This is a genomic window from Sphingobium jiangsuense (assembly GCF_014196495.1).
In the GTDB taxonomy this organism is placed as follows: domain Bacteria; phylum Pseudomonadota; class Alphaproteobacteria; order Sphingomonadales; family Sphingomonadaceae; genus Sphingobium; species Sphingobium jiangsuense.
In genome coordinates this window covers 257,184-283,644 of the sequence record NZ_JACIDT010000005.1, presented here as the reverse complement: position 1 = coordinate 283,644, position 26,461 = coordinate 257,184, and the positions used below count along the sequence as shown (strand labels likewise).

Here is a 26,461-nt window from a genome sequence, read left to right as displayed (position 1 = left end):
CACTCCCAGCTCGCCCACCACCAATAGCCCAGCCCGCAAAAAGGCTGGAAACCGGCCCCGCCCTTCCCTATCCAGACGGGACGGCGAAGGAGGCGCGGACATCATGGACATGCTGGTGACGACGCAATGGCTGGCGGACCATAGGGACGAGAGCGATCTGCGCATCCTCGACGCCACCTCCTTCCTGCCGGAAATGGGCCGCGACGCCGCCGCCGAATATGAGGCGCGGCACATTCCCGGCGCGCTGTTCCTGAACCTTGCCGACGTGAAGGACGGCAGCGATCCCCGCCCCGGCATGGCCCCGCCGCCGGACGAGTTCGCGGCGCGCATGGGCGCGCTGGGGCTGGGCGGGCGCGACCGGATCGTCCTCTACGACGACAGCCCGCTGCACACATCGGCGCGCGCATGGTGGCTCTTCCGCCTGTATGGCGCCACGCGGGTGACGATCCTCGACGGCGGCCTCGGCAAATGGATCGCCGAAGGACGGCCGGTGGAGGAAGGCCCGGTGGAGGGCCGCCCCGCCGCCTTCGCCACCGCACAGGGCGACATGAGCGTTGCGACCAAGGCGGACGTGCTCGAAAATCTCTCCACGGAGAAAGCGCAACTGGTCGACGCCCGGTCTCTCGCCCGCTTCACCGGGGAGGAACGGGAAACCCGCCCCGGCCTCGCCTCCGGCCACATCCCCGGCTCCGTCTGCCTGCATTATGCGCGCCTGTTCAACGCCGATGGCACATGGAAGCGGGGCGAAGAGCTGCGCGGCCTGTTCGCCGAGGCGGGCGTGGACCTCGACCGCCCGATCATCACCACCTGCGGCAGCGGCGTCACCGCCGCCGACATCCTCTTCGCGGCGCATTTGCTGGGCAAGCGGGACGTCGCCCTCTATGACGGCAGCTGGAGCGAATGGGGCGCGGACCCCGACACGCCCAAGGCGACAGGACAGGCATGAGCAGCAGCAGACAGGACGATCACGACCACCTCACCAATACCGATATCGCCCCCGACACGCGGCTGGCGCAGGCCGGGCGGCGCGCCGAATGGACCAGCATCCCCGGCCAGCCGGGCGGCATCGTCAGCCCGGCTGTGTGGCGCGCCTCGACCATCCTCTACGAGGACGTCGCCCATCTGCGCGCGGCGCGGACCGATCAGCATGAACGCTGGTTCTACGGCCGCAAGGGCACGCCGACGGCCTGGTCGCTGGCCGACGCGCTGACCGAGCTGGAGCCGGGGGCGAAGGGCACGATGCTCTACCCTTCCGGCGTCGCGGCGATCAGTTGCGCGCTGATGGCCGTGCTGAAGCCGGGCGACCGGCTGCTGATGGTGGACAGCGCCTATGACCCCACCCGCACCTTTTGCGAGAAGGTGCTGCGCCCGATGGGCATCGACACCGTCTATTACGACCCGCTGATCGGCGCGGCGATAGAAGCGCTGGTCGACGGGAACACCCGCGCGATCTTTCTCGAAAGCCCCGGCAGCCTGACGATGGAGGTGCAGGACGTGCCTGCGATCGTCGCGGTGGCGAAGGCGCATGGACTCGTCACGCTGATCGACAATACCTGGGCGACGCCGCTCTTCTTCCCGGCACTGTCCCATGGCGTCGATATCTCGATCCTCGCCTGCACCAAATATATTGTCGGCCATAGCGACGTGATGATGGGATCGGTCACCACCCATGAAGGCTGGTGGCCGCAGATCCAGTCGATGGCGTGGATGTTCGGGCAGATGAGCAGCCCCGACGATTGCTGGCTGGCGCTGCGCGGCCTGCGCACGCTGGGGGTGCGGCTGCGCCAGCATCAGGAAACGGCGCTCGCCGTCGCGCGCTGGCTGAAGACGCGGGCGGAGGTCGGCGAAGTGCGCCACCCGGCGCTGCCCGACTGCCCCGGCCATGACCTCTGGCGGCGTGACTTCACCGGCGCCACCGGCCTGTTCAGCTTCACGCTGAAGGACGGCGACGACGCGATGCGCGCCCGCTTCATCGACAGCCTGCGCCATTTCGGCATCGGCTATAGCTGGGGCGGGTTCGAAAGCCTCGCGCTGCCGGTGGATCCGCATACCATCCGCACCGCAACACGATGGACGGCGCGCGACCCGTTGATCCGGCTGCATATCGGGCTGGAGGACGCGGCGGACCTGATCGCCGATCTGGAAAAGGCGTTCGCGGCTTGCAGCCTTACGGGCCGAACCGGCTGAAACAAGACGGAAATCCGCGATCCGCATCAGGCGCGCGGGCTGAGGCGGCAAGGCCACGGTTCGCCGCGGAAAGTTGCATCCGTGCAACACATCGGCGGCAACTCCGACCCGGCGCGCTGATTTCATCTTGTGCGGCGCGAAATATCGCGTCATCAAATCGGTGTTCGCGGTGACCGGCCCCGGTCAGACCAGCGCCCGCAGGAGGACCAGGCCTGCCGGCGAGATCAGAGAGGCATCGACCGGAACGCAGGTGGGACGATCTGTCTGATCGACTCGACGAAGGGAAATTTTATGAACAAGATGTTTTTTGCCGTGTCGGCGCTCGTGCTGGCATGCGCGGCCACGCCTGCGCTCGCGCAGGACAGCGACGCCCCGGCGGACCTCACCGTTTCGGGCAGCGCCACGGTGGTGAGCGACTATCGCTTCCGCGGCGTGTCGCAGACCGACAAGCGCTTCGCCGTGCAGGGCGGCCTCACCGTCAGCCACGCTTCGGGCCTGTATGGCAGCGTCTGGGGCTCCTCGATCGACGATTATGTCGCCAACGGCTCCGATCAGGAAATCGATTTCGTCCTCGGCTACAGCCGGACCGTCGGCGCCGCGACCTTCGATGTCGGCGTGCTCTATTACTATTATCCGGGTTCGGGCGGCGTCAATTCCGACTTCGTGGAACCCTATGCCAGCGTGAAGGGCGAACTCGGCCCGGTCAGCGCGAAGGTCGGCGTCGCCTATGCGCCCAAGCAACATGCGCTGAGCTGGCGCCACAATCGCGACGACAACACCTATGTCTATGGCGAGCTGTCCGGCAGCGTACCCAACACGCCGATCTCGGTCACCGCCCATGTCGGCGAGAGCTTCGGCCGCAGCTTCCTGACCGGCGGCCTGAAAAACTATACCGACTGGAGCCTCAACGCCAGCTACACCTGGAACCAGCTGAGCTTCGGCGTCACCTATGTCGACACCGACATCAAGAAGACCGATTCTCCGGACGCGCCCGGCTTCTTCACCAACGGCAACCGCTTCCTCGCCAAGGGCGGCGTCTACGGCACGGTCTCGGTCGCCTTCTGATCCTTTTGCCCAAAGCATGACGGGGGTTGCGGACCACGGTTCGCAGCCCCTTTTTTGGGCAGCGTCACGCCAGCACAGGCCGGGGTGACGGCAAGGGGGAAACGTCCCCCTCACACCATGATCAGGACTGCGCCACCGGGGCCTTGCGCCGGGCGAACAGTTCGCGGTCCTCCGGGCCGAAGCCCAGACGCCAGATCACCGCGCCATAGGCGGCGAGGATGGCCGGAACGCCGACCACCAGCTCGACCCATTCCAGATTGCGCGGCAGGGCGACGAACAGCCCGCCGACGCCCACCGCGACCAGCGCGGCGGCGATCAGCGCCGGGCGCCATGTCGCGATCCGGCACCGCAGCAGCCGCTGCAACAGGTGCGACTTGACGATGGAGCTGGACGCCAGCGCCAGCGCCAGCGCCAGCGCCGGGGCGGCGGCCAGCACCTGCGCGCCGTACCCCGCCTGCCGCGCCATCAGGATGAAGAGGAAGCTCAGCCCCGCCTGCACCGCGATCATCGCCAGCGAGATCATCAGGTTGCGATGCCGGGCGAGGTAGACCAGCGCGCTCTCGCTCACCACTGCGGTCGCGGCGACCACCTCCGCCGCCAGCAAGAAGCCGAGCGCCAGCGTGCCGTCGACGAATTGCGGGCCGACCAGCCCCATCACCGCCTCGCCCGGCAAGCCCAGCGCCAGCGCGATGCCCGCCTGCGCGGCGATGATCCAGAAGCCGACCTGGCTGACCTGCCGCGCGATCGCCGCAAGGTTGTTCTCGGTCAGGTTGCGGGTGATGACCGGGCCCAAAATCGGCTCGAAGCTGGTCTTGAGCTTCTGCGGCAGCGACGCGACCTGCTGCGCGACATAATAGACGCCGACCACCGCCGGGCTGACGAACAGGCCGAGGATCGCGAGGTCGAGCCGCCGCGACCCCCATTCCACCGCATCGGCGGCGGCGAGCGGCACGTTGATCCGCATCATCCGCCACAGCCGCAGCGGATGCGGCGCCCAGCCGCGCGGCACGCCGAAATGCCGGACCATCGGCCAGAGCGAAGCCGCCAGCGCGGCGATCATCGACAGCACATAGGACAGGATCAGCCCGTCCCGCAGCGAATAATAGGACAGCACCCACGCCGCGATGCTGATCGTCCACGGCTCGATGATCGCGCGCGCGCGCACCGTCGCGGCGATGTCGTAGCGCCACGCGCAGGCGGCCAGCGCCACGTCCGATCCGGCGACCGCGATGATGATGAGCGGCAGCAGCCGGTCGAGGCCGTTGACCCCGCTGTTCGGGAACATCGCATGGGGAAACAGCATCAGCAGCGCGGCCGCCGCCAGCGAGCAGAGCAGCGTCAGCAGCAGCCCGTCGGCCAGCACATGGTTTTCCGGCCGCTTCGTCTGCGCCAGCGCGCCCGCCAGACCGCGCTTGAGCCCCAGCGTCGCCAGTTGCGCCGCGAATTCGATCACCAATATCGCATAGGCGAAACGGCCAAGCACGTCCGGCCCGTAGATGCGCCCGGCGATGAACAGGAACGGCAGGCGCGCGGCAAGCCGCAGCAGAAAGCCGAAAATATTGGTGCGTCCGCCCTTTGCCAGGGCAGCGATGTCGCTATCTTCCCGCGCTTTGGCGTCAGGCGCCTCGTCAGATATCAACCCGCTAACCCTCCTAAAGCGCGGCGATCATAAGCCATGCCGCGCATCAAGTATATTGTCATTCGCTGCGCAGCGGGCGGGCGAGCAGCATCCCGGTCATGTCCGCCACGTCCACCGTTCCTTCGAGCAGCGCGCACACGCCCTCGACGATCGGCATTTCCACCTCCAGCCGCCGCGCCACGTCGCGTAGCACCGGCGCGGTGAAGGCGCCTTCGGCCACGGTGCGGCGGTTGGCGAGCAGATCGGCGGCGCGCGCGCCCTCGCCCAGCCCCTTGCCCAGCGAGAAATTGCGCGAATTGGTGGACGAGCAGGTCAGCACCAGATCGCCGAGGCCGGAAAGGCCCGACAGCGTTTCCGCCCGCGCGCCCAGCGCCCGGCCGAAGCGCGTCATCTCGGCAAAGCCCCGGCTGATGAGCGAGGCCCGCGCATTGAGGCCCATGCCCGCCCCCTCGGCGACGCCGCAGGCGATGGCGAGCACATTCTTCACCGCGCCGCCGACCTCCGCACCGATCACATCGTCGGACAGATAGGGGCGGAAGGCGGGCAGGGCGATGCGCTCGACCAGCCTTTGCCCAAGCTCCGCGTCAGCGCAGGCCAGCGTCACCGCCGTCGGCAGGCCCGCCGCGACCTCATGGGCGAAGGTCGGGCCGGACAGCACCGCGATCGGCGCGTCGGGCCGTTCCTGCTGCGCCACCTGCGAGACGAGCAGGCCGCTGCCCGCCTCTATCCCCTTGGCGCACAGCAGCAGCGCCGCCTCGCCGCGCGGCAGGCGGCGCAGAACCGCGCGCAGATGCTGGGCCGGAACGACGACCAGCAGCGCGTCGCAATCCGCCAGCGCCGCCAGATCGTCCACAGCGCGAATCGTGGGAGAAAGCGTCACGCCGGGCAGATAGAGGCTGTTTTCATGGGCATCGTTGATCGAAGCCACGACCTCCGGCTCCAGCGCCCACAGCGTCACCGCGTCGCCCTTGGCCGCGGCGACCTGCGCCAGCGCGGTTCCCCAGGCCCCGGCCCCGACTACGCCGATCTTCATTGCCGTTCCTCCCCCTTGCGGATGAATAGCCTCCGCCCGTTCACGCCTTCACCCCCGCGCCGCGCGCCCTTTCGGCGGTCGGGTCGAGCGGCCAGCGCGGTCGCGCCGCGATGTCCATTCCATCGGTCAGGCCGAGGCGGAAGCGCTCCGCCCCCGCCCAGGCGATCATCGCGCCATTGTCGGTGCACAGCCACAGCGGCGGCGCGACGAAAGGCAGGCCCCGGCTCTCCGCGAGGCCGGAAAGCGCCTCGCGCACCGCCCGGTTGGCCGCGACCCCGCCCGCGACGACCAGCGCGGTCAGCCCCTCACTCTGGTCCAGGGCAAGGCGCGTGCGGTCGACCAGGCAATCGACCACCGCCTGCGTGAAGCTCGCCGCGATATCCTCGACGCTGTATTTGCCGCTGTCGCGCGCGCGCAGCACCGCGCTTTTCAGACCCGCGAAGGAGAAATGCGGCTCCCCGCTGCCGACCAGCGGACGGGGCAGCGGCACAGCCTTCGGGTCGCCCCGCAGCGCCGCCTTCTCCACCTCCGGCCCGCCGGGATAGCCGAGGCCCAGCATCTTCGCGGTCTTGTCGAACGCCTCGCCCGCCGCATCGTCGATGGTGGTGGCGAGGCGGCGATAGCGCCCCACGCCCTCGACCCGCAGCAACTGGCAATGCCCGCCCGACACCAGCAGCAGCATATAGGGGAATTGCAGGCTTTGGTCCGCCAGACGCGGGGACAGCGCATGGCCTTCCAGATGGTTGACCGCGATCAGCGGCTTGCCCGCCGCCAGCGCCAGCGCCTTGCCGGTGACGAGGCCGACCATCACCCCGCCGATCAGCCCCGGCCCGGCGGTCGCGGCGATCGCGTCCACATCGGCCAGCGCCAGCCCCGCCTCTTCCAGCGCGGCGTCGACCAGCGGCATCAGCGCCTCGGCATGGGCGCGCGCGGCGATTTCCGGCACGACCCCGCCATAGGGGCGATGCTGCGCCTCCTGCGTGGCGAGGCGATGGGCGAGCACACGCCCGTCCCCGCTCACCAGCGCGGCGGCGGTTTCGTCGCAACTCGATTCAAGGCCCAGGATGATCGTCATTTGCGCCTTTCCTCTAAACCCCGTGGCGATTAGAGCAAGGGCCGATATGACCGACACCGCCCCTCCCCATCGCCCGCTGCGCCTCGGCAGCCGCGCTTCCCCCCTCGCCATGGCGCAGGCCCGGCTCGCCGCGCGCGCGCTGTGCGACGCCCATGGCTGGGCGGAGAACCGCGTCGTCATCGTGCCGGTGACGGCCAGCGGCGACAAGGTGCTGGACCGGCCGCTCGCCGATATCGGCGGCAAGGCGCTGTGGACCAAGGAGCTGGACCATTGGCTGCATGACGGCACGATCGACGCCTCGGTCCATTCGATGAAGGATGTGGAGACGATCCGCCCGGAAACACTGTGCATCGCCGCGATGCTGCCCCGCGCCGATGTGCGCGACACGCTGGTCGGCGCGGCTTCGATCGAGGCGCTGCCGCAGAGCGGCAGGCTCGGCACCAGTTCGCCGCGCCGCTCGGCGCAGATCCGGCGGCTGCGGCCCGATATCATGCCGGTGCTGTTCCGCGGCAATGTCGCGACGCGCCTCGCCCGGCTGGAGGCGGGCGAGGCCGACGCGACGCTGCTCGCGACGGCGGGGCTGGCGCGGCTGGGCCAGACGCATGTGGGAACGCCCGTGCCGGTGGCGCAGATGCTGCCCGCGCCCTCGCAGGGGGCGATCGGCATCGAGGTGCTGGCGGGCAACGCCACCATCGCCGCACTGGTCGGGGCGGTCGATCATCGCGCGACCAGCGATTGCGTCCATGCCGAGCGCGCGGTGCTGGAGGGGCTGGACGGCAGTTGCCATTCGCCGATCGCCGCGCTGGGCACGGTGGAACAGGGCGGGCATATCCGGCTGCGCGCGGAGATTCTCTCGCCCGACGGCACCGAGCATATCGCCGACGTCCGCCTGATCGACCGGGGCGACCATGCGGCGGCCTATGCGCTGGGGCGGGAACTGCTCGCCGCCGCCAGCCCGTCGCTGCGGGCGCTCTTCACGCCATGACCGGGGCGGCACCCGCGCTGCTCGTCTGCCGCCCGCAGCCGGGGGCCGAGGCGACGGCGCGGCGGGCGCGGGCGATGGGGATGGAAGCGCTGGTCTACCCGCTGTTCCGGGTCGAGCCGCTGGCATGGGACGCGCCAGACCCCGCGGCTTTCGACGCGCTGATGCTGAGCAGCGCCAACGGCCTGCGCCATGGCGGGCCGAAGCTGGCGCTCTATCACGACCTGCCGGTCGTCGCGGTCGGGGAGCCGACGGCGGAGGCGGCGCGCGCCCATGGCTTTCGCCGCGTGACCGTCGCCGGGCCGGATGCGCGGGCGATGATCGCCGCCCTGGGCGAGGCCGGGCATCGCCATGTGCTGCACCTGTGCGGCGCGGACTATCGCAAGGCCGACCCCGGCGCGCTCCGCATCGTCCGCCGCCCCGTCTATCGCGCGGTCGAGGCTGGGAGCGGCGAGGAGCTGGCCCCTCTCCTGCAACGCGCCGATATCGTCCTCGCCCATTCCCCCCGCGCGGCGCAGCGGCTGGCCGCGCTCATCCCGGCGGAGGCGCGGGCGCGCCTCGCCCTCGTCGCCATTTCCCCGGCCGCGCGCGACGCGGCGGGCGAAGGCTGGCGGCGCGCGCTGGCGGCGCCGACCCCCGACGATCCGGCCCTACTGGTCTTGGCCCGTCAAATATGCCAATGAAGGCGCACCCTTTTTCCACCACGGCGCCAAGGACATAGATGAGCAGCGACATTCCCGGTCAGGCTGGCCCTTTCGCAGACGAAGCCCATACCGCGCCCGCGCCGCCTCCGCCGCCCGGCCCGATCGCCTATCATCCCCCACGGCCCGCGCGCGCCGGCTGGTTGCTGCCGGTGCTGGTGCTGCTGGCCTTCGGCGGCGGCATCGGGGCGACGCTCTGGGGGCTGCCGAAGCTCGAAGGCTGGTGGAACAGGGACAAGGGTTCGGAACAGGCGGCGATCGACAATGGCAGCCAGGCGCTGCTGGACGGCCGGGTGAGCAACCGCGTTCCTGCCGCCGCCACGCTGCCGCCTGATGTCAATCCGCTCAGCGTCGCGGCGCTGGAGGCCCGCCTCGCCGCCGTTTCGACGCGGCTGGACGGCATTTCCGTGCAGGCGAACGCGGCCGGCGCGGATGCCGCGCGGGCGGAGGGCCTGCTGATCGCCTTCGCGACGCGCCGGGCGCTCGATCGCGGGGCGCCGCTCGGCTATCTGGAGGGGGAGCTGCGCCTGCGCTTCGGCGACAGCCAGCCCCGCGCGGTCGCCACCATCATCAACGCCGCCCATGCGCCCGTCACCATCGCCGACCTGCAAGCCGAGCTGGAGGAGGTCGCCCCCGCCCTGCTGGGCAAGAGCGGCGGCAAAACCGACTGGTGGGCCGCCACCCGGCGCGAACTGGCCAATCTCATCATCATCCGCAAGGCCGATGCGCCGTCGCCGGTGCCGCAGCAGGTGATCGCGCGCACCCGGCTGATGATCTCGTCGGAGCGGGTCAATTCCGCGCTGCGGGAAATCGAGCGTCTGCCCGATCATGAAAAGGCCGACAGCTGGATCCAGATGGCGCGCAAATATAACGAGGCCCGCCGCGCGCTCGACGTGATCGAGGCCGCCGCGATCCTGGAGCCGCGCAGCGTGCCCAGCAGCGCCCGCGCCGGATCGATGCAGGTCGCCCCTCCGCCCCCGGTCAACCCGGACGAGGAGGAAAGCGGCGCGTCGCTGACCCCGGAGCCTGCGCCGACGCCCGCGCCCGCCGCCCGTTAGGAAGAGCCCAGGGCGGTCGAGATTTCGTTCAGGTGGAGCCGAGAAGCGTGCTATTCGAGCATCGGAGCGCAGCGACCTAAAGGGTCGTGAGCACCGAAGCGCAGAATGGCGCGGTTGACCTTCGGTCGCCTCCGGCTCGCAGGCCCGCATGAGCGGAATCTCGACCGCCCTATTCGGGCATCTGCCAGAGGATGAACGCAAACTCCTCCGCCGTTTCGCGCAGGGATTCGAACCGGCCGGACTTGCCGCCATGGCCCGCGCCCATATTGGTCTTGAGCAGCAGCACGTTATCGTCCGTCTTGGTGGCGCGCAGCTTCGCCACCCATTTGGCCGGCTCCCAATAGGTGACGCGCGGGTCGTTGAGGCCCGCCGTCACCAGCAGCGGCGGATAGGCTTGGCGCTGCACATTCTGATAGGGGCAATAGGAGGCGATCAAGTCGAACGCCTTCTCGTCCTCTATAGGGTTGCCCCATTCGGGCCATTCGCCCGGCGTCAGCGGCAGCGAGGCGTCCAGCATCGTGCTCAGCACATCGACGAACGGCACATGCGCGACCGCCGCGCCCCACAGGTCCGGGTCGCTGTTCAGCACCGCGCCCATCAGCTCGCCGCCCGCCGATCCGCCGGAAATGCTGATCCGCCCCTTGGCGGTGAAGCCGCGCTCGATCAGCCCCTTCGCCACATCGACGAAATCGTTGAACGTGTTGACGCGCTTGTCAAGCTTGCCGTCGAGATACCATTGCTGGCCCAGATCGTCGCCACCGCGGATATGCGCGATCGCATAGGCGAAGCCGCGATCGAGCAGCGACAGCCGCGCGGTCGAGAAGCCCGGCTCCATCGCCAGGCCATAGGCGCCATAGCCGTAGAGATGCAGCCGCCCGGTCCCGTCCATCGGGAAATCCTTCGGATAGACGATCGACACCGGGATCTGCGTGCCGTCCCGCGCCGGGATCGTCAGCCGCTGCGTCGCATAGGCCGACGCGTCATAGCCGGACGGAATTTCCTGCACCTTCAGCAGTTCCCACTCCCCGGTGGCGAGGTGGTAATCATAGATGGTGTCGGGCGTGACCATCGATTCATAGCCGATGCGGATCTTCGTCACGTCATATTCGGGATTGTCGTCGAGCGAGGCGGTATAGCTCGCCTCCGGGAACGCCAGCCGCTTCGCCCGATGCGTCTCGTAATCGCGCAGCTCGATCTGGTCGAGGCCGTCGAGCCGCCCTTCGGTGACGTAGAAGCCCTTGAACAGCGTGAAATCGGTCAGGTAGAAATGCGGATCCGCCGCGATCACCTCCTCCCACCGGTCGGGCGCCTCGACGGGCGCCTTCACCAGCCGGAAATTGGGATGGGTGTCGTTGGCGCGGATGTAGAGCGTGCCTTCATGCTCATCGACATCATATTCGCGCCCTTCCCGCCGCGCCGACACCAGCCGGGGCGGCGCGAAGGGATCGTCGGCGGGGACCAGCCACGCCTCGCTCGTCACATGGTCGCCGGTGCCGATGATGATCCATTTCTCCGAGGAGGACAGCCCGATGGAAACGCGGAAGCCCTCGTCATCCTCGTGGAAAATCTCGCGGTCCTGCCCGATCGGCGTGCCCAGCACATGCACCCGCGCATTGTCGGTGCGCCAGTTCTCGTTGGCGAGGCTGTAGAGCAGCGCCTTGCTGTCGCTGGTCCACACCAGCGCCGACAAGGTGCCGGGGATCACATCGGGCAGCATCTCGCCGGTGGTGAGGTCGCGGATGCGCGCCTCGAACCGCTCGCCGCCATCGGTATCGACGGCGAAGGCGAGATAACGGCCGCAGGGCGACACCGACACCGCGCCCAGGCGAAAATATTCATGCCCCTCGGCCAGTGCCGGTTCGTCGAGGATCAGCTGGTCCTCACCGCCGCCGGCGGGCTTGCGATACCATTTGCGATATTGCGCGCCGATCTCGAACGCGCGCCAGTAGATATGATCGCCATCCTTTTGCGGGACGGAGCGGTCGTCCTCCTTGATGCGGCCCTTCATCTCCTCGAACAATGCGTCGATGGTCGCCTTGTGCGGTTCCATCGCCTGCTCGAACCAGCGGTTCTCCGCCTCCAGATAGGCCAGCACGTCCTTGTCCTTCACCTCCGGATAGCCGGGATCGCGCAGCCACGCATAGGGATCGTCGAGCACGCGGCCATGCTGTTCGATCCGGTGCGGGCGGCGCTCCGCGACGGGCGCGGAAACCATGGGGGAGAGGGAAGGGGAAAGGTCGTGCATTCGATATCCCGTATCTGAGCGGTGGCGGAACGGCCCGCCCGTCCTTATGTTGGTCGCCTGTCGCCATGCTGCAAGGATGGAAGAATGTCTACCGCCTCCCTCGCCCCCGAAGCCCCGGTCCGGGACAAGGACGCCGCACGGCGCCTCGCCGCGCTGCGCACCGAACTGGCGCGGCGCGGCCTTCAGGGCTTCATCGTGCCGCTGACCGACGAGCACCGGAGCGAATATGTCGGCGCCTATGCGCAGCGCCTCGCCTGGCTGACCGGCTTCGGCGGATCGGCGGGCAGCGCGGTCGTGCTGGCGGAAAAGGCGGCGGTCTTCACCGACGGGCGCTACACGCTTCAGGTGCGCGATCAGGTGGACGGGGCGCTCTACGACTATGGCGACCTGCCCGCCGCGCCGCCTTCCGCATGGCTGGCCGGACAGGTGCGGGCGGGCGACCGCATCGGCTACGACCCGTGGCTCCACACCCGCGACGAGGTGCGCGAGCTCGGCGCGCTGCTGGCGGCGAAGGGCGCGGCGCTGGTCGCGATCGCGGACAATCCCGTCGATGCGGTGTGGACCGATCGCCCCGCCCCCTCGCTCGCCCCGGCCGCGCCCCATCCGCTGGCCCATGCGGGCAAGGCGCATGAGGAGAAGCTGGACGACATCGCCGCCTGGCTGGCGCGGCGCGGCGACGATGCGGCGATCCTCTCCGCGCTCGATTCGATCGCATGGACGTTCAACATCCGGGGCAGCGACGTCGACCACACGCCGGTCGCGCTGTCCTATGCGATCGCGAAGGCGGACGGCACGGCGGACCTGTTCATCGCGCCGGAAAAGCTGACGGACGAGTTGCGCGCCCATCTCGGCAACCGGGTGGCGCTGCGGGATCGCGACGCCTTCGCCGCCGCGCTGGAGGCCGATTATCGCGGCAAGCGCGTCGCGGTCGATCCCGAACGCGCGGTGGCCGCGATCTTCGAGCGGCTGGAGGCGGGCGGCGCGGTCATCGACCCGGTGCGCGACCCCGCCGTGCTGGCCAAGGCGATCAAGAACCCGGCCGAGATCGCCGGCCATGACGCCGCGCAGCTGCGCGACGGCGCGGCGCTGACCCGCTTCCTCCACTGGATCGGCATCGAGGGGCCGAAGGGGACGCAGACCGAGCTGTCCGCCGCCGACCGGCTGCGCGCCTTCCGCGCCGAAACGGGCGCGCTGGTCGACCTCAGCTTCGACACGATCAGCGGCGCGGGGCCGAACGGGGCGATCGTCCATTATCGCGTGACGCCGGAAACCGACCGGCGGATCGAGCCGGACATGCTCTATCTGGTCGATTCGGGCGGGCAATATCGCGACGGCACCACCGACATCACCCGCACCCTCGCCATCGGCACGCCCACGGCGGAAATGCGCGAGCGCTTCACGCTGGTGCTGAAAGGCCACATCGCGCTGGCCCGCGCGATCTTCCCGGCCGGGACCAGCGGCGGCCAGCTCGACACGCTGGCGCGGCGGGCGCTGTGGGAACGCGGCCTCGATTACGCGCACGGCACCGGCCATGGCGTCGGCAGCTTCCTCTCGGTGCACGAAGGACCGCAGCGCATCGCGACCTTCGGCGGCAGCACCGAGCCGCTGCGCCCCGGCATGATCTGCTCCAACGAGCCGGGCTATTACAAGACCGGCGGCTACGGCATCCGCATCGAAAATCTGGTGCTGGTCGAGGAACGGGCGATCGCGGGCGCGGAAAAGCCGATGCTGGGCCTGCGCACGCTGAGCTTCGTGCCGATCGACCGCGCGCTGGTGGAGGTTTCGCTGCTGTCGCCGGAGGAGCGGGACTGGCTCGACGCCTATCATGCCGAAACGCTGCGCCGCGTCGCGCCGCTGGTGCCGGAGGAGGTGCAGGGCTGGCTGCGCGCCGCCTGTGCGCCGATCGGATAGGAGCCAGCAATGACCGCCACCCGCAACCTCTTCACCCATCCGGTGCATCTGGGAAAGGGCGCGCGCGTGCTACCCCAGCCCGAATTCACCGGTATGGACTGGTATGCCGGCTATATCGAACGGACGGCGGCCGACGGCGACGAAGGGCGGCTCGTCAGCCTCTATCGCTTCGCGGCGAGCTGGGACAGTTGGGAACGGCATCCGGCAGGCGATGAACTGGTGCTGTGTCTGTCGGGCCGGATGGCGTTGACGCAGGAATTTCCCGATGGCCGCGTCGAGCGAGTGACCCTCGGCCCCGGCGACTATGCGATCAACCCTCCGGGCGTCTGGCACACCGCCGATATCGGCACGGGGGAGGAAGCAACCGCGCTCTTCATCACATCGGGACGCGGGACCGAGCATCGCCCACGATAGGACCCGCGACAGGAGAAAAGGCGCGAATCAGTCCCGCGCCTTCCCGGCCGCGCCCGTCTTGCCGGCAACATCGCTTTCCCGCGCCTGCGCCTTGCGGCGGCGCAAATTGGTGCGCAGCGCCTCGGCCAACCGCTTTTTCCGTTCCGCTTCCGTCTCGCTCATGGCTCCTCTCAAGCAAAAATTCGCGCCGTGCTCAAGCGTCCCTTGACAATCCGCCCAAGGGAAGGCCATAGGCGCGGCTCCGAACGGTATGCTGCTGTAGCTCAGTGGTAGAGCACTCCCTTGGTAAGGGAGAGGCCGAGAGTTCAATCCTCTCCAGCAGCACCATTCTTCCCCCGACATCCTTAGCCGTCATGCCAGCGCAGGCTGGCATCGTTCGCGATGGCGAGGGGGCAAGCCTCCAGCGATCCCAGCGTTGAGCTTCGGTCGCCCTTCGGGTCGCTGGGATGACGATATATGAAGGGGCCGCAGATACCGCCGCCCCAGCTCTCAGAAACCAAATTCCACCGACTCGAACCGCACCGGCTCGCCCACCGCGTCGTTGGCGAGGCTGTCTTCCCACATCACGCGATGACCGCGCACGATGGTGCCAACCGCCTTGCCGGTCAGCTCCATGCCCTCGAACGGCGACCAGTCGCAGCGCGAGGCGAGCCAGTCGCGGCCCACCGTCCAGCGCTTCTTCAGGTCCACCACGGTGAAATCGGCGTCATAGCCGAGCGCGATGCGCCCCTTGCCGACAAGGCCGAACACCCGCTGCGGCCCCGCGCTGGTCAAGTCGATGAAGCGTTGCAGGGAAAGGCGCCCGTTCGCCACATGGTCGAGGAACAGCGGCACCAGCGTCTGCACGCCGGGCATGCCGCTGGGGCTCGCCGGATAGGCCTTCGCCTTCTCCTCCTTCGTGTGCGGCGCATGGTCGGAGCCGATCACGTCCGGCACGCCGAGGTTGAGATACTCCCACAGCCCCTCGCGATGCGCGGCCGAGCGGATCGGCGGGTTCATCTGCGCATAGGTGCCGAGGCGCGGATAGGCGTCCTCCCCGGCCAGCGTCAGATGCTGGGGCGTCACCTCGCAGCTGGCGATATCCTTGTGCTGCGCGATATAAGCCAGCTCGGCGGGCGTCGTCACATGCAGGATGTGGATGCGCCGCCGCGCCGCGCGGGCCAGCGCGATGATCCGCCGCGTCGCGATCATCGCGCTTTCGTCGTCGCGCCAGACCGGGTGGGAGGACGGGTCGCCCTCCACCCGCAGATCCTTGCGCGCGTTCATCCGCGCCTCGTCCTCGGCATGGATGGCGACGCGGCGGCGGCCGGAGGCCAGCACGCGGGCCAGCGCGCCGTCATCGTCAACCAGCAGGCTGCCCGTCGAGGCGCCCATGAAGATCTTGACCCCGGCGGTGCCCGGTATCCGCTCCAGCTCGGCCAGTTCCTCCGCATTGTCGGCGGTCGCCCCGACATAGAAGGCATGGTCGCACCACATGCGATGATGCGCACGCTTCAGCTTGTCGTGCACGCGGTCGGCGCTGTCGGTATTGGGATTGGTGTTGGGCATTTCGAACACCGCCGTCACCCCGCCCATCACCGCGGCGCGGCTGCCCGATTCGAGGTCTTCCTTATATTCCAGCCCCGGCTCGCGGAAATGGACCTGGCTGTCGATCACGCCCGGCAATATGTCGAGCCCGGCGCAGTCGATCACCTCGCCCGCATCGCCCGGCGCGGAGCCGATCGCCGCGACCTTGCCCCCGCGCACGCCGATATCGGCCGCCACCGGCCCGCCGGGCGTGTGGACGGTGCCGTTCTTCAGGATCGTGTCGAAGGTCTGGGGCATGGTGAGGCTTTCGCTTGGAGAATTGCACTGTCCGCCTTACCTAATGCGCATGGCAGAGAATACCACCCTTTATGACCGCGCGCTGATCCGCGTTTCGGGGGAAGAAGCCCGGCCCTTCCTCCAGGGCCTCGTGACGCAGGACGTGCTGGCGCTGGAGCAAGGCGCGCCGCGCTGGTCCGGCCTGCTGACGCCGCAGGGCAAGGCGCTGTTCGATTTCATCCTGTGGGCCGACGGCGACGATGTGCTGATCGATTGCGAGGCGGAGCAGGCCGAGGCGCTGCAACGCCGCCTCACCCTCTATCGCCTGCGCCGCAAGGTGGCGCTGGAGCGGGAGGAAGGGTTGCACGTGCACTGGTCGGCCGATGCGGGGGGAAAGCCCACCGACCCGCGCCTGCCCGGCCTCGGCCATCGCTGGATCGCGCCGGTGGCGGAGGATGACGGCGATGCCGCCCCCGCCTTCCGCGCCCATCGCCTCTCGCTCGGCGTGACCGAGGGGACGGCGGAGCTGGGCAGCGACCAGACGCTCTGGCTGGAGGCCAATGCCGAAGAGCTGAACGGCGTCAGCTACACCAAGGGCTGCTATGTCGGGCAGGAGAACACCGCCCGCATGCATTACCGCAACAAGGTCGGGCGGCGGCTGGTGGTGGTGCCGGAAGGACAATCCGACCCGAAGCGGCAGCGGACGCTGCTGGCCAATCTCGGCCTTGCGATCGACCATCGCCGGGTCGAGGACATGGCCGGACTGGCGCTGCCGCCATGGCAGGCCGCCGCCATCGCCGCCGACACGGCGGAGGATGCATGAAAGGCTGGCTCGCCCCGCTGGCCGCGCTGCTGCTCGCGACCGCGCCCGCCGCCCGCGCCGACACCGAATGGACGCTGGTGGCGACCTACCCGCATGACAAGGGTGCGTTCACGCAGGGGCTGATCTTCCTCGACGGGGCGCTATACGAAAGCACCGGCCGCAACGGCGCGTCGGAAATCCGGCAGGTGCGGCTGAAGGACGGCAAGGTGCTGCGCTCCGCCCCGATCGCGATGCGCTATTTCGGCGAGGGGATGACCAACTGGGGCAGCGAGCTGCTGTCGCTGACATGGCGGCACGGCACCGGCTTCCGCTGGGACCGGGCGACCTTCCGCCAGACCGGCACCTTCCGCTATTCCGGCGAGGGCTGGGGCCTGACGCAGGACGGCAAGCGCCTGATCCTGAGCGACGGCACCAACCGGCTCCGCTTCCTCGACCCGGAAAGTTTCGAGGAGACGGGGCATGTCAACGTCAGCTGGAACGGCAAGCCGGTGCGCCTGCTCAACGAGCTCGAATATGTGAAGGGCGAGGTGCTGGCCAATATCTGGCTGACCGACCGGATCGCGCGGATCGACCCCAAGACCGGCAAGGTGATCGACTGGATCGACCTCACCCCGCTCGCCCGCAGGCAGCCGGTGACGGATGCCGACGCGGTGCTGAACGGCATCGCCTATGACGCGAAGCACGACCGGCTGTTCGTCACCGGCAAGAATTGGCCCAGCCTCTACGAGATAAAGCTGAAGCGCTGACCCGTCAGGCGCGCGCCCTCCCCTTGCGCCGCGCGAGGGTGGCGAGGGTCCACAGCGCGATCAGGCACCAGATGATGTTGAGCGTCATCGGCGGGATCGCGCCATGCCATGCGGCATTGGTGACGAAGCCGAGCGATCCGAACAGGTTGAGCAACTGAAAGGCGACCGACCGCCCCTCCAGCCGCCCGGACGACACCAGCACATAGCCCAGCAGGATAAGCCCCCCGCCCAGCCATCCGGCGATTTCGATCAGCCAATTCGTCATCCTGTGCCCTTTTTGTCCTTCCACTCCCAACCAGCCGCACCGCCTTCATATATGGCGAACCGGGTCCATCCGCTGATGCAGAATGCGGATGATCGCAATCCCATAGGCCGTTGGCCGGAAATAGATCATATGCTGCTCCACAGCATGGCGGCGATAGCCCGGCCGGATAGCGCCGCAGTCCTGCGATTGATGCGGCGCGGCGGCCAATCGCGCACAAGCGACCTCGATAAGATCGGTATAGCGTAGCGCCTGAGACACTCCCCATCGGGCAACCGTGTAATCGAACACCGATTCAAGATCGCGCAGCGCCCTCGGGCTGAAGCGATATTCAGCCATGTTCGGCGGTTTTTCGCCTTCTGAATGCCGCAAAATCGAACGGTTCGGGTTCTCCGCTCTGCTCCCCCTCGATCAGGGCGCGACGGATCGCGTCCATCTCGAAAGTCCGCTCCTGCTCCCGCCGGATCAGATCGCGGATCGCTTCGCTGTCATTGGTGTAAAGGCCCGCCGCGATCTGCGCGGAGATCCATGCATCCTGCTGTTCGGTCAAGGTAATGGTCTTGCGGACCGTTCCCATCGCCTCTGCTCCAAAAATCATATTATTGGTGCGATATAGCGCAAATACATGCCACCTGCAATTCTAGCGTGAAGATGCAATGAGGCAGGACATCGCATGGTGCCCCTGCCTCATTGCATTATTCCATCAAATGCCGATCAGGCCGCCAGCTTGCGCAGCACATAATGCAGGATGCCGCCGTTGCGGAAATATTCGACCTCGTTGGCGGTATCGATGCGGCACAGCGCGGTGAAGGTGAAGCTGCTGCCGTCCTTCCGCGTCACCTTCACCTCGACATCCTGGCGCGGCTTCAGGTCCGCGACGCCGAGGATGGTGAAGCTGTCGTCGCCGGTCAGGCCCAGCGTCTGGCGGCTCTGCCCCTCCCTGAACTGAAGCGGCAGCACGCCCATGCCGACGAGGTTGGAACGGTGGATGCGCTCGAAGCTCTCCACGATCACCGCGCGCACGCCCAGCAGGTTGGTGCCCTTGGCCGCCCAGTCGCGCGAGGAGCCGGTGCCATATTCCTTGCCCGCGATGACGACCAGCGGCGTGCCCTGCTCCTTATATTTCATCGCCACGTCGTAGATCGGCATCACCTCCTCGCCGAAGCGGCTCATCCCGCCCTCGATGCCGGGGACCATTTCGTTGCGGATGCGGATATTGGCGAAGGTGCCGCGCATCATCACCTCATGATGGCCGCGGCGGGAACCGTAGCTGTTGAAATCGGCCTTGGCGACCTGATGCTCCATCAGCCATTTGCCCGCCGGACTGTCCACCTTGATGGACCCCGCAGGCGAAATATGGTCGGTGGTGATCGAATCGCCCAGGATCGCCAGCGGCTTCGCCTCCACGATATCGGCGACCGGCGCCGGGGTCATCGTCATGCCGTCGAAATAGGGCGGATTGGCGACATAGGTGCTGCCCGCGCGCCACTGATAGGTTTCCGATCCGGTGACGTCGATCGCCTGCCAATGGGCATCGCCCTTGTAGACATGGGCATAGCGCGCCTGGAACATCGAGCGGTCGACGCACTCCGCGATGGTGGCGGCCACTTCCTGATTGGTCGGCCAGATGTCGCGCAGATAGACGTCCTGCCCGTTGCCGCCCCTGCCGATCGGCGTGGTGGTGAAATCCTCGACCACCGTGCCCTTCAGCGCATAGGAAACGACCAGCGGCGGCGACGCGAGGAAGTTCGCGCGCACGTCCGGCGACACGCGCCCTTCGAAATTGCGGTTGCCGGAAATGACCGCCGCGGCGACGAGGTTGTTTTCGTTGATCGCCTTGCTGATCGGTTCGGCCAGCGGCCCCGAATTGCCGATGCAGGTGGTGCAGCCATAGCCCACCAGATTGAAGCCGATAGCGTCGAGATGCCGCTGGAGGCCCGCCTTTTCCAGATAGTCGGTGACGACCTGGCTGCCCGGCGCGAGCGAGGTCTTGACCCACGGCTTGGGCCTGAGGCCCAGTTCATTGGCCTTTTTCGCGACCAGACCGGCGGCGACCAGCACGCTGGGGTTCGACGTGTTGGTGCAGCTGGTGATCGCGGCGATCACCACGTCGCCGTCGCCGATGTCGAAATCCTTGCCTTCGACCGCGACGCGCTGCTGCGGCTTCTTGTAGACGCTTTCCATGTCGGCGTTGAACACGTCGTCCACCTCCGGCAGCACGACCTTGTCCTGCGGGCGCTTGGGACCGGCCAGCGTCGGGACGACCGTGGCGAGGTCCAGATCCAGCGTCGAGGAGAAGACCGGCTCGACGGCGGGGTCGATCCAGAAGCCCTGCTCCTTCGCATAGGCCTCGACCAGCGCGATCTGCTCTTCCTCGCGGCCGGTGAGGCGCATATAGTCGAGCGTCTTGTCGTCGATGCCGAAAAAGCCGCAGGTCGCGCCATATTCCGGCGCCATATTGGCCAGCGTCGCGCGATCGGCAAGGCTCAGCGACGCGAGGCCGGGGCCGAAATATTCGACGAAGCGGCCGACCACGCCATGGTTGCGCAGCATGTTGGTGCAGGTCAGCACGAGGTCGGTCGCGGTCACGCCCTCCTGTAACGCACCGGTCAGGCGGAAGCCGACCACTTCGGGGATGAGCATCGACACCGGCTGGCCCAGCATCGCGGCCTCCGCCTCGATGCCGCCCACGCCCCAGCCCAGCACGCCGAGGCCGTTGATCATCGTCGTGTGGCTGTCGGTGCCGACGCAGGTGTCGGGATAGGCGACCGTCTCGCCCTGCGCATCGACGCTGGTCCACACCGCCTGCGCGATATGCTCCAGATTGACCTGATGGCAGATGCCGGTGCCCGGCGGCACGGCATAGAAATTGGCGAGGCTCTTCGACCCCCATTTCAGGAAGTCGTAGCGCTCCATGTTGCGCTGATACTCGATCTCCATATTGTCCTGAAAGGCGCGGGGATGGCCGAATTCGTCCACCATCACGCTGTGGTCGATGACGAGATTGACCGGCACCTGCGGGTTGATCTTGCTGGTGTCGCCGCCCAGCTTGGCGATCGCGTCGCGCATCGCGGCGAGGTCCACCACGCAGGGCACGCCGGTGAAATCCTGCAACAGCACGCGCGCCGGGCGGTACTGGATCTCATCGCCGGTGACGGGGTTCTTCTGCCAGTCGACGATCGCCTGGATATCCCTGGTGGAAACGGTGAAGCCGCCATCCTCGAACCGGAGCAGATTTTCCAGCAGCACCTTCATGGAGAAAGGCAGGCGCGACACGTCGCCCAGCTTTTCCGCCGCCTTCCTGAGCGAATAGATGGCGTAGGTCTTGCCGCCCACCGCCAGCGACTGGCGCGTGCCCAAACTGTCCTGTCCGATTGCAGTCATGTGATGTGTCTCCATCGCTAAAGCGCTTGGGCCATTCCGGCTGGGGAATGATGGACGGAGACAGCATCGTCCCGAAAATTCGGCATCCGGTCAACTGCTTTGCCTCTTGTCCATCCGTCGGCGGTCAAAGCGGAATGATCCCTCTCATCCCCGCTGCGAGATAATGCCCTCCGGTCAGGAGTCAATGATTTGCGGCCTTTTGCAAGGGCTTTTCGGCCAATAGCGGCAAAATGACGCGGCAGATGTGCCGCCGGTCGCGGCACCGGTCCGCAAATGCCCGGCGGGTCCGGCCCCGCGATTTCCCCGATGCGGAAAGATGCGGAAAAGCAAGAAAGGTCTTTCTTGTCTTTCGCATACTTGCCCCGCCCCGGTCCATAGCGGCGAGACCGAAGGCACGAAGCCTTATTTCAAATGCAAATCAAGTGCAGAAACTTTTTCGTCTATGGCCCCGATCGGGACCGGAATCGCCGGATTCCATGTTGCGCTGCCGAATGAATGGGAATAACGCACTCCCGCGTGCCGGGCTGCAAGGCCCACCAATGTCTGATCCTTATCATGGAGCCCGACCGAATGTCCTCGATGCTTCAGTCCTATCGTGAACATGCCGCGGAACGCGCCGCTCTCGGCATTCCGCCCCTGCCCCTCTCGGCACAACAGACCGCCGACCTGATCGAGCTTATCAAGGCTCCTCCGGCGGGCGAGGATACCGAATTCCTGCTCGACCTGCTGACCCATCGCGTGCCGCCGGGCGTCGACGACGCCGCCAATGTGAAGGCGTCCTTCCTCTCGGCCGTCGCCCATGGCGATTTCCCGGTCGCGCTCATCAGCCGCCAGCGCGCCACCGAACTGCTCGGCACGATGGTCGGCGGCTATAACGTCAAGCCGCTGATCGACCTGCTGGGCGATGCCGAGGTGGGCGCCGTCGCGGCCGAGGGCCTCAAGAAGACCCTGCTGATGTTCGACTTCTTCCACGACGTCGCCGAACTCGCCAAGGCGGGCAATGAGAACGCCAGGGCCGTCGTCCAGTCCTGGGCCGACGCGCAATGGTTCACCGACCGCCCGGAAGTGCCGGAAAAAATCACCGTCACCGTGTTCAAGGTGACCGGCGAGACCAACACCGACGACCTGTCCCCCGCGCCCGACGCCTGGTCGCGCCCGGACATTCCGCTCCACTATCTCGCCATGCTGAAGAACGCCCGCGACGGCATCACGCCCGAAGAGGACGGCAAGCGCGGCCCGATCCAGTTCATCGAGGACCTGAAGAAGAAGGGCCATCTCGTCGCCTACGTCGGCGACGTGGTCGGCACCGGCTCCTCGCGCAAGTCCGCCACCAACAGCGTGATCTGGGCGACCGGGCAGGACATTCCCTATGTCCCCAACAAGCGCTTCGGCGGCGTCACGCTGGGCGGCAAGATCGCGCCGATCTTCTTCAACACGCAGGAAGATTCGGGCGCGCTGCCGATCGAGGTCGATGTGTCGCAACTCCACATGGGCGACGTGATCGACATCTATCCCTATGAGGGCAAGATCGTGAAGGACGGCGCCGAAGTCGCGCAGTTCGCGCTCAAGAATCAGGTGCTGTTCGACGAGGTGCGCGCCGGCGGCCGCATCAACCTGATCATCGGCCGCTCGCTGACGGCGCGCGCGCGCGAGTTCCTCGGCCTGCCCGCCTCCGACCTGTTCCGCCAGCCCGCCACCCCGGTCGACACCGGCAAGGGCTTCACGCTGGCGCAGAAGATGGTCGGTTGCGCCTGCGGCCTGCCCGAAGGCCAGGGCGTGCGCCCCGGCACCTATTGCGAGCCGCGCATGACCACCGTGGGATCGCAGGACACCACCGGCCCGATGACCCGCGACGAGCTGAAGGATCTCGCCTGCCTCGGCTTCTCGGCCGACATGGTGATGCAGTCCTTCTGCCACACCGCCGCCTATCCCAAGCCGGTGGACGTCAAGACCCATCGCGAGCTGCCCGCGTTCATCTCCAACCGGGGCGGCGTCGCGCTGCGTCCGGGCGACGGGGTGATCCACAGCTGGCTCAACCGCCTGCTGCTGCCCGATACGGTCGGCACCGGCGGCGATTCGCACACCCGCTTCCCGATCGGCATTTCCTTCCCGGCAGGCTCCGGCCTCGTGGCGTTCGCCGCCGCGACCGGCGTGATGCCGCTCGACATGCCGGAATCGGTGCTGGTGCGCTTCAAGGGCGAGATGCAGCCCGGCATCACGCTGCGCGACCTCGTCCACGCCATCCCCTATTATGCGATCCAGCAGGGGCTGCTGACGGTCGAGAAGGCGGGCAAGAAGAACATCTTCTCCGGCCGCATCCTCGAAATCGAAGGCCTGCCCGACCTCAAGGTCGAGCAGGCGTTCGAGCTGACCGACGCGTCGGCGGAACGCTCGGCGGCGGGCTGCACCGTGCACCTCAACAAGGAACCGATCATCGAGTATATGAACTCGAACATCGTTCTGATGAAGAACATGATCGCCGACGGCTATCAGGATGCCCGCACGCTCCAGCGCCGCATCGACGCGATGGAGGCATGGCTCGCCAATCCGCAGCTGCTTGAGGGCGATGCGGATGCGGACTATGCCGCCATCATCGAGATCGACCTTGCCGAGATCAAGGAGCCGATCCTGTGCGCGCCGAACGACCCGGACGACGCGCGCCTCCTCTCCGAGGTGCAGGAAACGCCGATCGACGAGGTGTTCATCGGCTCGTGCATGACCAATATCGGCCATTTCCGCGCAGCCTCGCTGCTGCTCAAGGGCAAGAAGGACATCCCCGCCCGTCTGTGGGTCGCCCCGCCGACCAAGATGGACGCCGCCGAACTGACCAAGGAAGGGCATTATTCCACCCTTGGCGGCGCGGGCGCGCGCATGGAAATGCCGGGTTGCTCGCTGTGCATGGGCAACCAGGCGCAGGTGCGCGAGGGCGCGACCGTGGTGTCGACCTCGACCCGCAACTTCCCCAACCGCCTCGGCAAGAACACCAACGTCTTCCTCGCCTCTGCGGAGCTGGCGACGGTCGCCTCCAAGCTGGGCCGCCTGCCCAGGGTCGAGGAATATATGGCCGAGATGGGCGTGATCGACGAAGCGAAGGACGAGGTCTATCGCTACATGAACTTCGACCAGATCGAGGAATATGCCGAACGGGTCGCATAACGCCGCGATCCGATGATCGGATGAGAAACCGGCCGGGCCTTCGGGCTCCGGCCGGTTTTCTTTTGGGCGGTCGGTGAATCTTATCCGTCATGCCAGCGAAGCTGGCATCTCAGGAGGTGGCGCACCATGGCCCACGGCCCCGGCCTGCGCCGGGTGACGGCTGGAAGCGGACCTGATGATCCCCTCCCCTGAAGGGGAGGGGCTTGAAGTTGCCCGACCACCCGACGCCCACAAAAAACCGGCGCCGGCACTGCTGCCGACGCCGGTGAATTCAGCGAAACCTCGCTTTGGTCAGTCCTCGATCTTCCGTCGGAAGGTTTCGGGCAGGAACAGCAGGCCGACCACCACCGTCAGCGCGGCGATGACCACCGGGTACCAGAGGCCGTAATAGATGTTCCCGGTCGCCGCGACCATCGCGAAGGCGGTGGTCGGCAGGAAGCCGCCGAACCAGCCATTGCCGATATGATAGGGCAGCGACATCGAGGTGTAGCGGATGCGGCTGGGGAACAGTTCCACCAGCATCGCGGCGATCGGGCCGTAGACCATCGTCACCAGCATCGCGAGCGCCCACAGGATCGCGACCACCGCCACCTTGTTCATCTGCGCGTCGTCGGCCTTGGCGGGATAGCCCGCATCGGCCAGCGCCGCCTTCATCTCGCCCTGGAAACCGGCGATCGCGGTCGTCAGCGCCTCGCCCGACAACGCCTTGGGATCGGGCGCGGTCAGCAATGTGTCGCCGACCCGCACCTGCGCGGCGGCCCCCACAGCCCCCTCGGCGTTATGATAATCGACGCCCGCCTTCGCCAGCCACGCCTTGGCGATGTCGCAGCTGGTGCTGTCGAACTTGTTCCGGCCCACCGGATCGAACTGGAACGAGCATTCCTCCTGATTCACGCTGACGGTGATCGGCGCGGCGGCCTGCGCATGGGCCAGCGCCGGGTTGGCCGCGCCGGTCAGCGCGCCGTAGAGCGGGAAATAGGCGATCGCCGCCAGAAAACAGCCGCCCAGGATGATCGGCTTGCGGCCGATCTTGTCGGACAGCCAGCCGAAGATGACGAAGAAAGGCGTCGCCAGCGCCAGCGCGATCGCGATCAGGATGTTCGCCGTCGCGCCATCGACCTTCAGCGTCTTTTCGAGGAAGAACAGCGCGTAGAACTGGCCGCAATACCAGACCACCGCCTGCCCCGCGACCGCGCCGAACAGCGCGATCAGCACCCAGCGCAAATTGCTCCACTGGCCGAAGGCTTCGGTCAGCGGCGCCTTGGAGGTCTTGCCCTCCTCCTTCATCTTCTTGAAGACCGGGCTTTCGTTGAGTTGCAGCCGGATCCACATCGACACCGCGAGCAGGACGATCGAGATCAGGAACGGCAGGCGCCAGCCCCATGATGCGAAGCTTTCCTCGCCCATGGCGAGGCGGATGCCGATCACCACCAGCAGCGCCGCGAACAGGCCCAGCGTCGCGGTGGTCTGGATCCAGCTGGTATAGAGGCCGCGCTTGTTGTTAGGCGCATGCTCGGCGACATAGGTGGCCGCGCCGCCATATTCGCCGCCCAGCGCCAGCCCCTGCAACAGACGCATGATCAGCAGGATGATCGGCGCGGCGATGCCGATCGAGGCATAGGAGGGCAACAGGCCGACCGCGAAGGTCGACAGGCCCATGATGCCCATCGTCACGAGGAAGGTGTTCTTGCGCCCGACCAGATCGCCGATCCGCCCGAACACCAGCGCGCCGAACGGCCGCACGGCGAAACCGGCGGCGAAGGCGGCAAGCGCGAAGATGAAGCCGGTGGTCTCGTTGACCCCGGAAAAGAATTGCTGCGAAATATAGGTCGCCAGCAATCCGTAAAGATAGAAATCATACCATTCGAACACCGTGCCCAGCGAAGAGGCGGCGATGACGAGTTTCTCGTTCTGCGTTGCCTCATGATGCTGGGGCAGGCTGTCTTCATAGACCGTGGCCATAGTCCCTCTCCTTGT

22 protein-coding genes and 1 tRNA gene are annotated in these 26,461 nt (G+C 67.4%); 12 read left to right on the top strand and 11 right to left on the bottom strand.

What is annotated here, in order from left to right:
- Window positions 1-103: 103 nt before the first annotated feature.
- The 3 genes from sseA to GGR43_RS09410 all read left to right on the top strand — a co-directional run bounded on the left by sseA (window position 104) and on the right by GGR43_RS09410 (window position 3,252).
- The gene (gene sseA / locus GGR43_RS09420; RefSeq protein WP_188071710.1) at window positions 104-946 is read left to right on the top strand and encodes a 3-mercaptopyruvate sulfurtransferase; all 843 of its coding nucleotides are present in this window, start codon (window positions 104-106) and stop codon (window positions 944-946) included.
- A complete protein-coding gene (gene metC / locus GGR43_RS09415) occupies window positions 943-2,187 on the top strand; it encodes a cystathionine beta-lyase (protein ID WP_246343453.1) in 1,245 nt (414 codons plus the stop codon). Before sseA ends, metC begins: the two co-directional genes overlap by 4 nt.
- A gap of 291 nt (window positions 2,188-2,478) precedes the next feature.
- Window positions 2,479-3,252 carry a TorF family putative porin gene (locus GGR43_RS09410; RefSeq protein WP_188071708.1) on the top strand — a complete coding sequence of 258 codons (774 nt, stop codon included), beginning with the start codon at window positions 2,479-2,481 and terminating at the stop codon, window positions 3,250-3,252.
- A 121-nt stretch (window positions 3,253-3,373) separates the two neighbouring features.
- On the opposite strand, the gene GGR43_RS09405 is transcribed toward GGR43_RS09410, so the two are convergent.
- From GGR43_RS09405 to tsaD, 3 genes are all read right to left on the bottom strand, one after another.
- Window positions 3,374-4,888 carry a lipopolysaccharide biosynthesis protein gene (locus GGR43_RS09405; RefSeq protein WP_188071750.1) on the bottom strand — a complete coding sequence of 505 codons (1,515 nt, stop codon included), beginning with the start codon at window positions 4,886-4,888 and terminating at the stop codon, window positions 3,374-3,376.
- 61 nt (window positions 4,889-4,949) lie between these two features.
- Window positions 4,950-5,924: an NAD(P)H-dependent glycerol-3-phosphate dehydrogenase gene (locus GGR43_RS09400; protein ID WP_188071707.1), complete on the bottom strand. Its 975-nt coding sequence runs from the start codon at window positions 5,922-5,924 to the stop codon at window positions 4,950-4,952.
- Window positions 5,925-5,964: 40 nt separating this feature from the next.
- Window positions 5,965-6,999: a tRNA (adenosine(37)-N6)-threonylcarbamoyltransferase complex transferase subunit TsaD gene (gene tsaD, locus GGR43_RS09395; protein ID WP_188071706.1), complete on the bottom strand. Its 1,035-nt coding sequence runs from the start codon at window positions 6,997-6,999 to the stop codon at window positions 5,965-5,967.
- A gap of 46 nt (window positions 7,000-7,045) precedes the next feature.
- Here tsaD and hemC point away from each other — a divergent pair, with 46 nt between their 5' ends.
- From hemC to GGR43_RS09380, 3 genes are read left to right on the top strand one after another with little or no spacing between them, the layout of a single operon-like run.
- Window positions 7,046-7,984, top strand: a complete 939-nt coding sequence (hemC, locus tag GGR43_RS09390) for a hydroxymethylbilane synthase (RefSeq protein WP_188071705.1) — start codon at window positions 7,046-7,048, stop codon at window positions 7,982-7,984.
- On the top strand, window positions 7,981-8,664 hold the full coding sequence (locus GGR43_RS09385; protein ID WP_188071704.1) for a uroporphyrinogen-III synthase: 684 nt from the start codon (window positions 7,981-7,983) through the stop codon (window positions 8,662-8,664). Before hemC ends, GGR43_RS09385 begins: the two co-directional genes overlap by 4 nt.
- Before the next feature lie 38 nt (window positions 8,665-8,702).
- Window positions 8,703-9,740 carry a hypothetical protein gene (locus GGR43_RS09380; protein ID WP_188071703.1) on the top strand — a complete coding sequence of 346 codons (1,038 nt, stop codon included), beginning with the start codon at window positions 8,703-8,705 and terminating at the stop codon, window positions 9,738-9,740.
- 169 nt (window positions 9,741-9,909) lie between these two features.
- Here the strand turns inward: GGR43_RS09380 and GGR43_RS09375 are convergent, their stop codons facing one another.
- Window positions 9,910-11,985: a S9 family peptidase gene (locus GGR43_RS09375; protein WP_188071702.1), complete on the bottom strand. Its 2,076-nt coding sequence runs from the start codon at window positions 11,983-11,985 to the stop codon at window positions 9,910-9,912.
- 84 nt (window positions 11,986-12,069) lie between these two features.
- Here GGR43_RS09375 and GGR43_RS09370 point away from each other — a divergent pair, with 84 nt between their 5' ends.
- Window positions 12,070-13,896: an aminopeptidase P family protein gene (locus GGR43_RS09370; protein ID WP_188071701.1), complete on the top strand. Its 1,827-nt coding sequence runs from the start codon at window positions 12,070-12,072 to the stop codon at window positions 13,894-13,896.
- Window positions 13,897-13,905: 9 nt separating this feature from the next.
- Window positions 13,906-14,310 (top strand): cupin domain-containing protein, encoded by a 405-nt coding sequence (locus tag GGR43_RS09365; protein ID WP_188071700.1) that lies wholly within the window; start codon window positions 13,906-13,908, stop codon window positions 14,308-14,310.
- Between the two features lie 27 nt (window positions 14,311-14,337).
- Here GGR43_RS09365 and GGR43_RS23730 read toward each other — a convergent pair whose 3' ends face one another.
- The gene (locus GGR43_RS23730; RefSeq protein ID WP_281392454.1) at window positions 14,338-14,472 is read right to left on the bottom strand and encodes a hypothetical protein; all 135 of its coding nucleotides are present in this window, start codon (window positions 14,470-14,472) and stop codon (window positions 14,338-14,340) included.
- A 90-nt stretch (window positions 14,473-14,562) separates the two neighbouring features.
- On the opposite strand from GGR43_RS23730, the gene GGR43_RS09360 reads away from it, so the two are divergent.
- Window positions 14,563-14,637: transfer RNA gene (locus GGR43_RS09360), tRNA-Thr, on the top strand.
- 162 nt (window positions 14,638-14,799) lie between these two features.
- On the opposite strand, the gene GGR43_RS09355 is transcribed toward GGR43_RS09360, so the two are convergent.
- Entirely contained in the window at window positions 14,800-16,134 is a 1,335-nt protein-coding gene (locus tag GGR43_RS09355) for a dihydroorotase (RefSeq protein WP_188071699.1), read from the bottom strand.
- A gap of 49 nt (window positions 16,135-16,183) precedes the next feature.
- Here GGR43_RS09355 and ygfZ point away from each other — a divergent pair, with 49 nt between their 5' ends.
- The gene (ygfZ, locus tag GGR43_RS09350; RefSeq protein WP_188071698.1) at window positions 16,184-16,936 is read left to right on the top strand and encodes a CAF17-like 4Fe-4S cluster assembly/insertion protein YgfZ; all 753 of its coding nucleotides are present in this window, start codon (window positions 16,184-16,186) and stop codon (window positions 16,934-16,936) included.
- Window positions 16,933-17,682, top strand: coding sequence for a glutaminyl-peptide cyclotransferase (locus GGR43_RS09345; RefSeq protein WP_188071697.1), 750 nt, complete (start codon window positions 16,933-16,935; stop codon window positions 17,680-17,682). Before ygfZ ends, GGR43_RS09345 begins: the two co-directional genes overlap by 4 nt.
- A gap of 4 nt (window positions 17,683-17,686) precedes the next feature.
- On the opposite strand, the gene GGR43_RS09340 is transcribed toward GGR43_RS09345, so the two are convergent.
- From GGR43_RS09340 to acnA, 4 genes are all read right to left on the bottom strand, one after another.
- Entirely contained in the window at window positions 17,687-17,947 is a 261-nt protein-coding gene (locus tag GGR43_RS09340; protein ID WP_188071696.1) for a CBU_0592 family membrane protein, read from the bottom strand.
- A gap of 45 nt (window positions 17,948-17,992) precedes the next feature.
- The gene (locus GGR43_RS09335; protein ID WP_188071695.1) at window positions 17,993-18,283 is read right to left on the bottom strand and encodes a type II toxin-antitoxin system RelE/ParE family toxin; all 291 of its coding nucleotides are present in this window, start codon (window positions 18,281-18,283) and stop codon (window positions 17,993-17,995) included.
- A complete protein-coding gene (locus GGR43_RS09330) occupies window positions 18,276-18,521 on the bottom strand; it encodes a type II toxin-antitoxin system ParD family antitoxin (protein ID WP_188071694.1) in 246 nt (81 codons plus the stop codon). The genes GGR43_RS09335 and GGR43_RS09330 overlap by 8 nt, the downstream gene beginning before the upstream one ends.
- A 137-nt stretch (window positions 18,522-18,658) precedes the next feature.
- On the bottom strand, window positions 18,659-21,328 hold the full coding sequence (gene acnA / locus GGR43_RS09325) for an aconitate hydratase AcnA (protein ID WP_188071693.1): 2,670 nt from the start codon (window positions 21,326-21,328) through the stop codon (window positions 18,659-18,661).
- Between the two features lie 570 nt (window positions 21,329-21,898).
- On the opposite strand from acnA, the gene acnB reads away from it, so the two are divergent.
- A complete protein-coding gene (gene acnB, locus GGR43_RS09320) occupies window positions 21,899-24,484 on the top strand; it encodes a bifunctional aconitate hydratase 2/2-methylisocitrate dehydratase (protein WP_223177373.1) in 2,586 nt (861 codons plus the stop codon).
- 291 nt (window positions 24,485-24,775) lie between these two features.
- On the opposite strand, the gene GGR43_RS09315 is transcribed toward acnB, so the two are convergent.
- Complete coding sequence (locus GGR43_RS09315) at window positions 24,776-26,446, bottom strand: MFS transporter (protein ID WP_188071692.1); 1,671 nt, start codon at window positions 26,444-26,446, stop codon at window positions 24,776-24,778.
- Between the last annotated feature and the right edge of the window lie 15 nt (window positions 26,447-26,461).

Excerpts from the sequence above, each read along its gene's own strand:
- sseA (WP_188071710.1), top strand. The coding sequence starts at position 104 with ATGGACATGCTGGTGACGACGCAATGGCTGGCGGACCATAGGGACGAG.
- metC (WP_246343453.1), top strand. The coding sequence starts at position 943 with ATGAGCAGCAGCAGACAGGACGATCACGACCACCTCACCAATACCGAT.
- GGR43_RS09410 (WP_188071708.1), top strand. The coding sequence starts at position 2,479 with ATGAACAAGATGTTTTTTGCCGTGTCGGCGCTCGTGCTGGCATGCGCG.
- GGR43_RS09400 (WP_188071707.1), bottom strand. The coding sequence starts at position 5,924 with ATGAAGATCGGCGTAGTCGGGGCCGGGGCCTGGGGAACCGCGCTGGCG.
- tsaD (WP_188071706.1), bottom strand. The coding sequence starts at position 6,999 with ATGACGATCATCCTGGGCCTTGAATCGAGTTGCGACGAAACCGCCGCC.
- hemC (WP_188071705.1), top strand. The coding sequence starts at position 7,046 with ATGACCGACACCGCCCCTCCCCATCGCCCGCTGCGCCTCGGCAGCCGC.
- GGR43_RS09385 (WP_188071704.1), top strand. The coding sequence starts at position 7,981 with ATGACCGGGGCGGCACCCGCGCTGCTCGTCTGCCGCCCGCAGCCGGGG.
- GGR43_RS09380 (WP_188071703.1), top strand. The coding sequence starts at position 8,703 with ATGAGCAGCGACATTCCCGGTCAGGCTGGCCCTTTCGCAGACGAAGCC.
- GGR43_RS09375 (WP_188071702.1), bottom strand. The coding sequence starts at position 11,985 with ATGCACGACCTTTCCCCTTCCCTCTCCCCCATGGTTTCCGCGCCCGTC.
- GGR43_RS09370 (WP_188071701.1), top strand. The coding sequence starts at position 12,070 with ATGTCTACCGCCTCCCTCGCCCCCGAAGCCCCGGTCCGGGACAAGGAC.
- GGR43_RS09365 (WP_188071700.1), top strand. The coding sequence starts at position 13,906 with ATGACCGCCACCCGCAACCTCTTCACCCATCCGGTGCATCTGGGAAAG.
- GGR43_RS23730 (WP_281392454.1), bottom strand. The coding sequence starts at position 14,472 with ATGAGCGAGACGGAAGCGGAACGGAAAAAGCGGTTGGCCGAGGCGCTG.
- GGR43_RS09355 (WP_188071699.1), bottom strand. The coding sequence starts at position 16,134 with ATGCCCCAGACCTTCGACACGATCCTGAAGAACGGCACCGTCCACACG.
- ygfZ (WP_188071698.1), top strand. The coding sequence starts at position 16,184 with ATGGCAGAGAATACCACCCTTTATGACCGCGCGCTGATCCGCGTTTCG.
- GGR43_RS09345 (WP_188071697.1), top strand. The coding sequence starts at position 16,933 with ATGAAAGGCTGGCTCGCCCCGCTGGCCGCGCTGCTGCTCGCGACCGCG.
- GGR43_RS09340 (WP_188071696.1), bottom strand. The coding sequence starts at position 17,947 with ATGACGAATTGGCTGATCGAAATCGCCGGATGGCTGGGCGGGGGGCTT.
- GGR43_RS09335 (WP_188071695.1), bottom strand. The coding sequence starts at position 18,283 with ATGGCTGAATATCGCTTCAGCCCGAGGGCGCTGCGCGATCTTGAATCG.
- GGR43_RS09330 (WP_188071694.1), bottom strand. The coding sequence starts at position 18,521 with ATGGGAACGGTCCGCAAGACCATTACCTTGACCGAACAGCAGGATGCA.
- acnA (WP_188071693.1), bottom strand. The coding sequence starts at position 21,328 with ATGACTGCAATCGGACAGGACAGTTTGGGCACGCGCCAGTCGCTGGCG.
- acnB (WP_223177373.1), top strand. The coding sequence starts at position 21,899 with ATGTCCTCGATGCTTCAGTCCTATCGTGAACATGCCGCGGAACGCGCC.
- GGR43_RS09315 (WP_188071692.1), bottom strand. The coding sequence starts at position 26,446 with ATGGCCACGGTCTATGAAGACAGCCTGCCCCAGCATCATGAGGCAACG.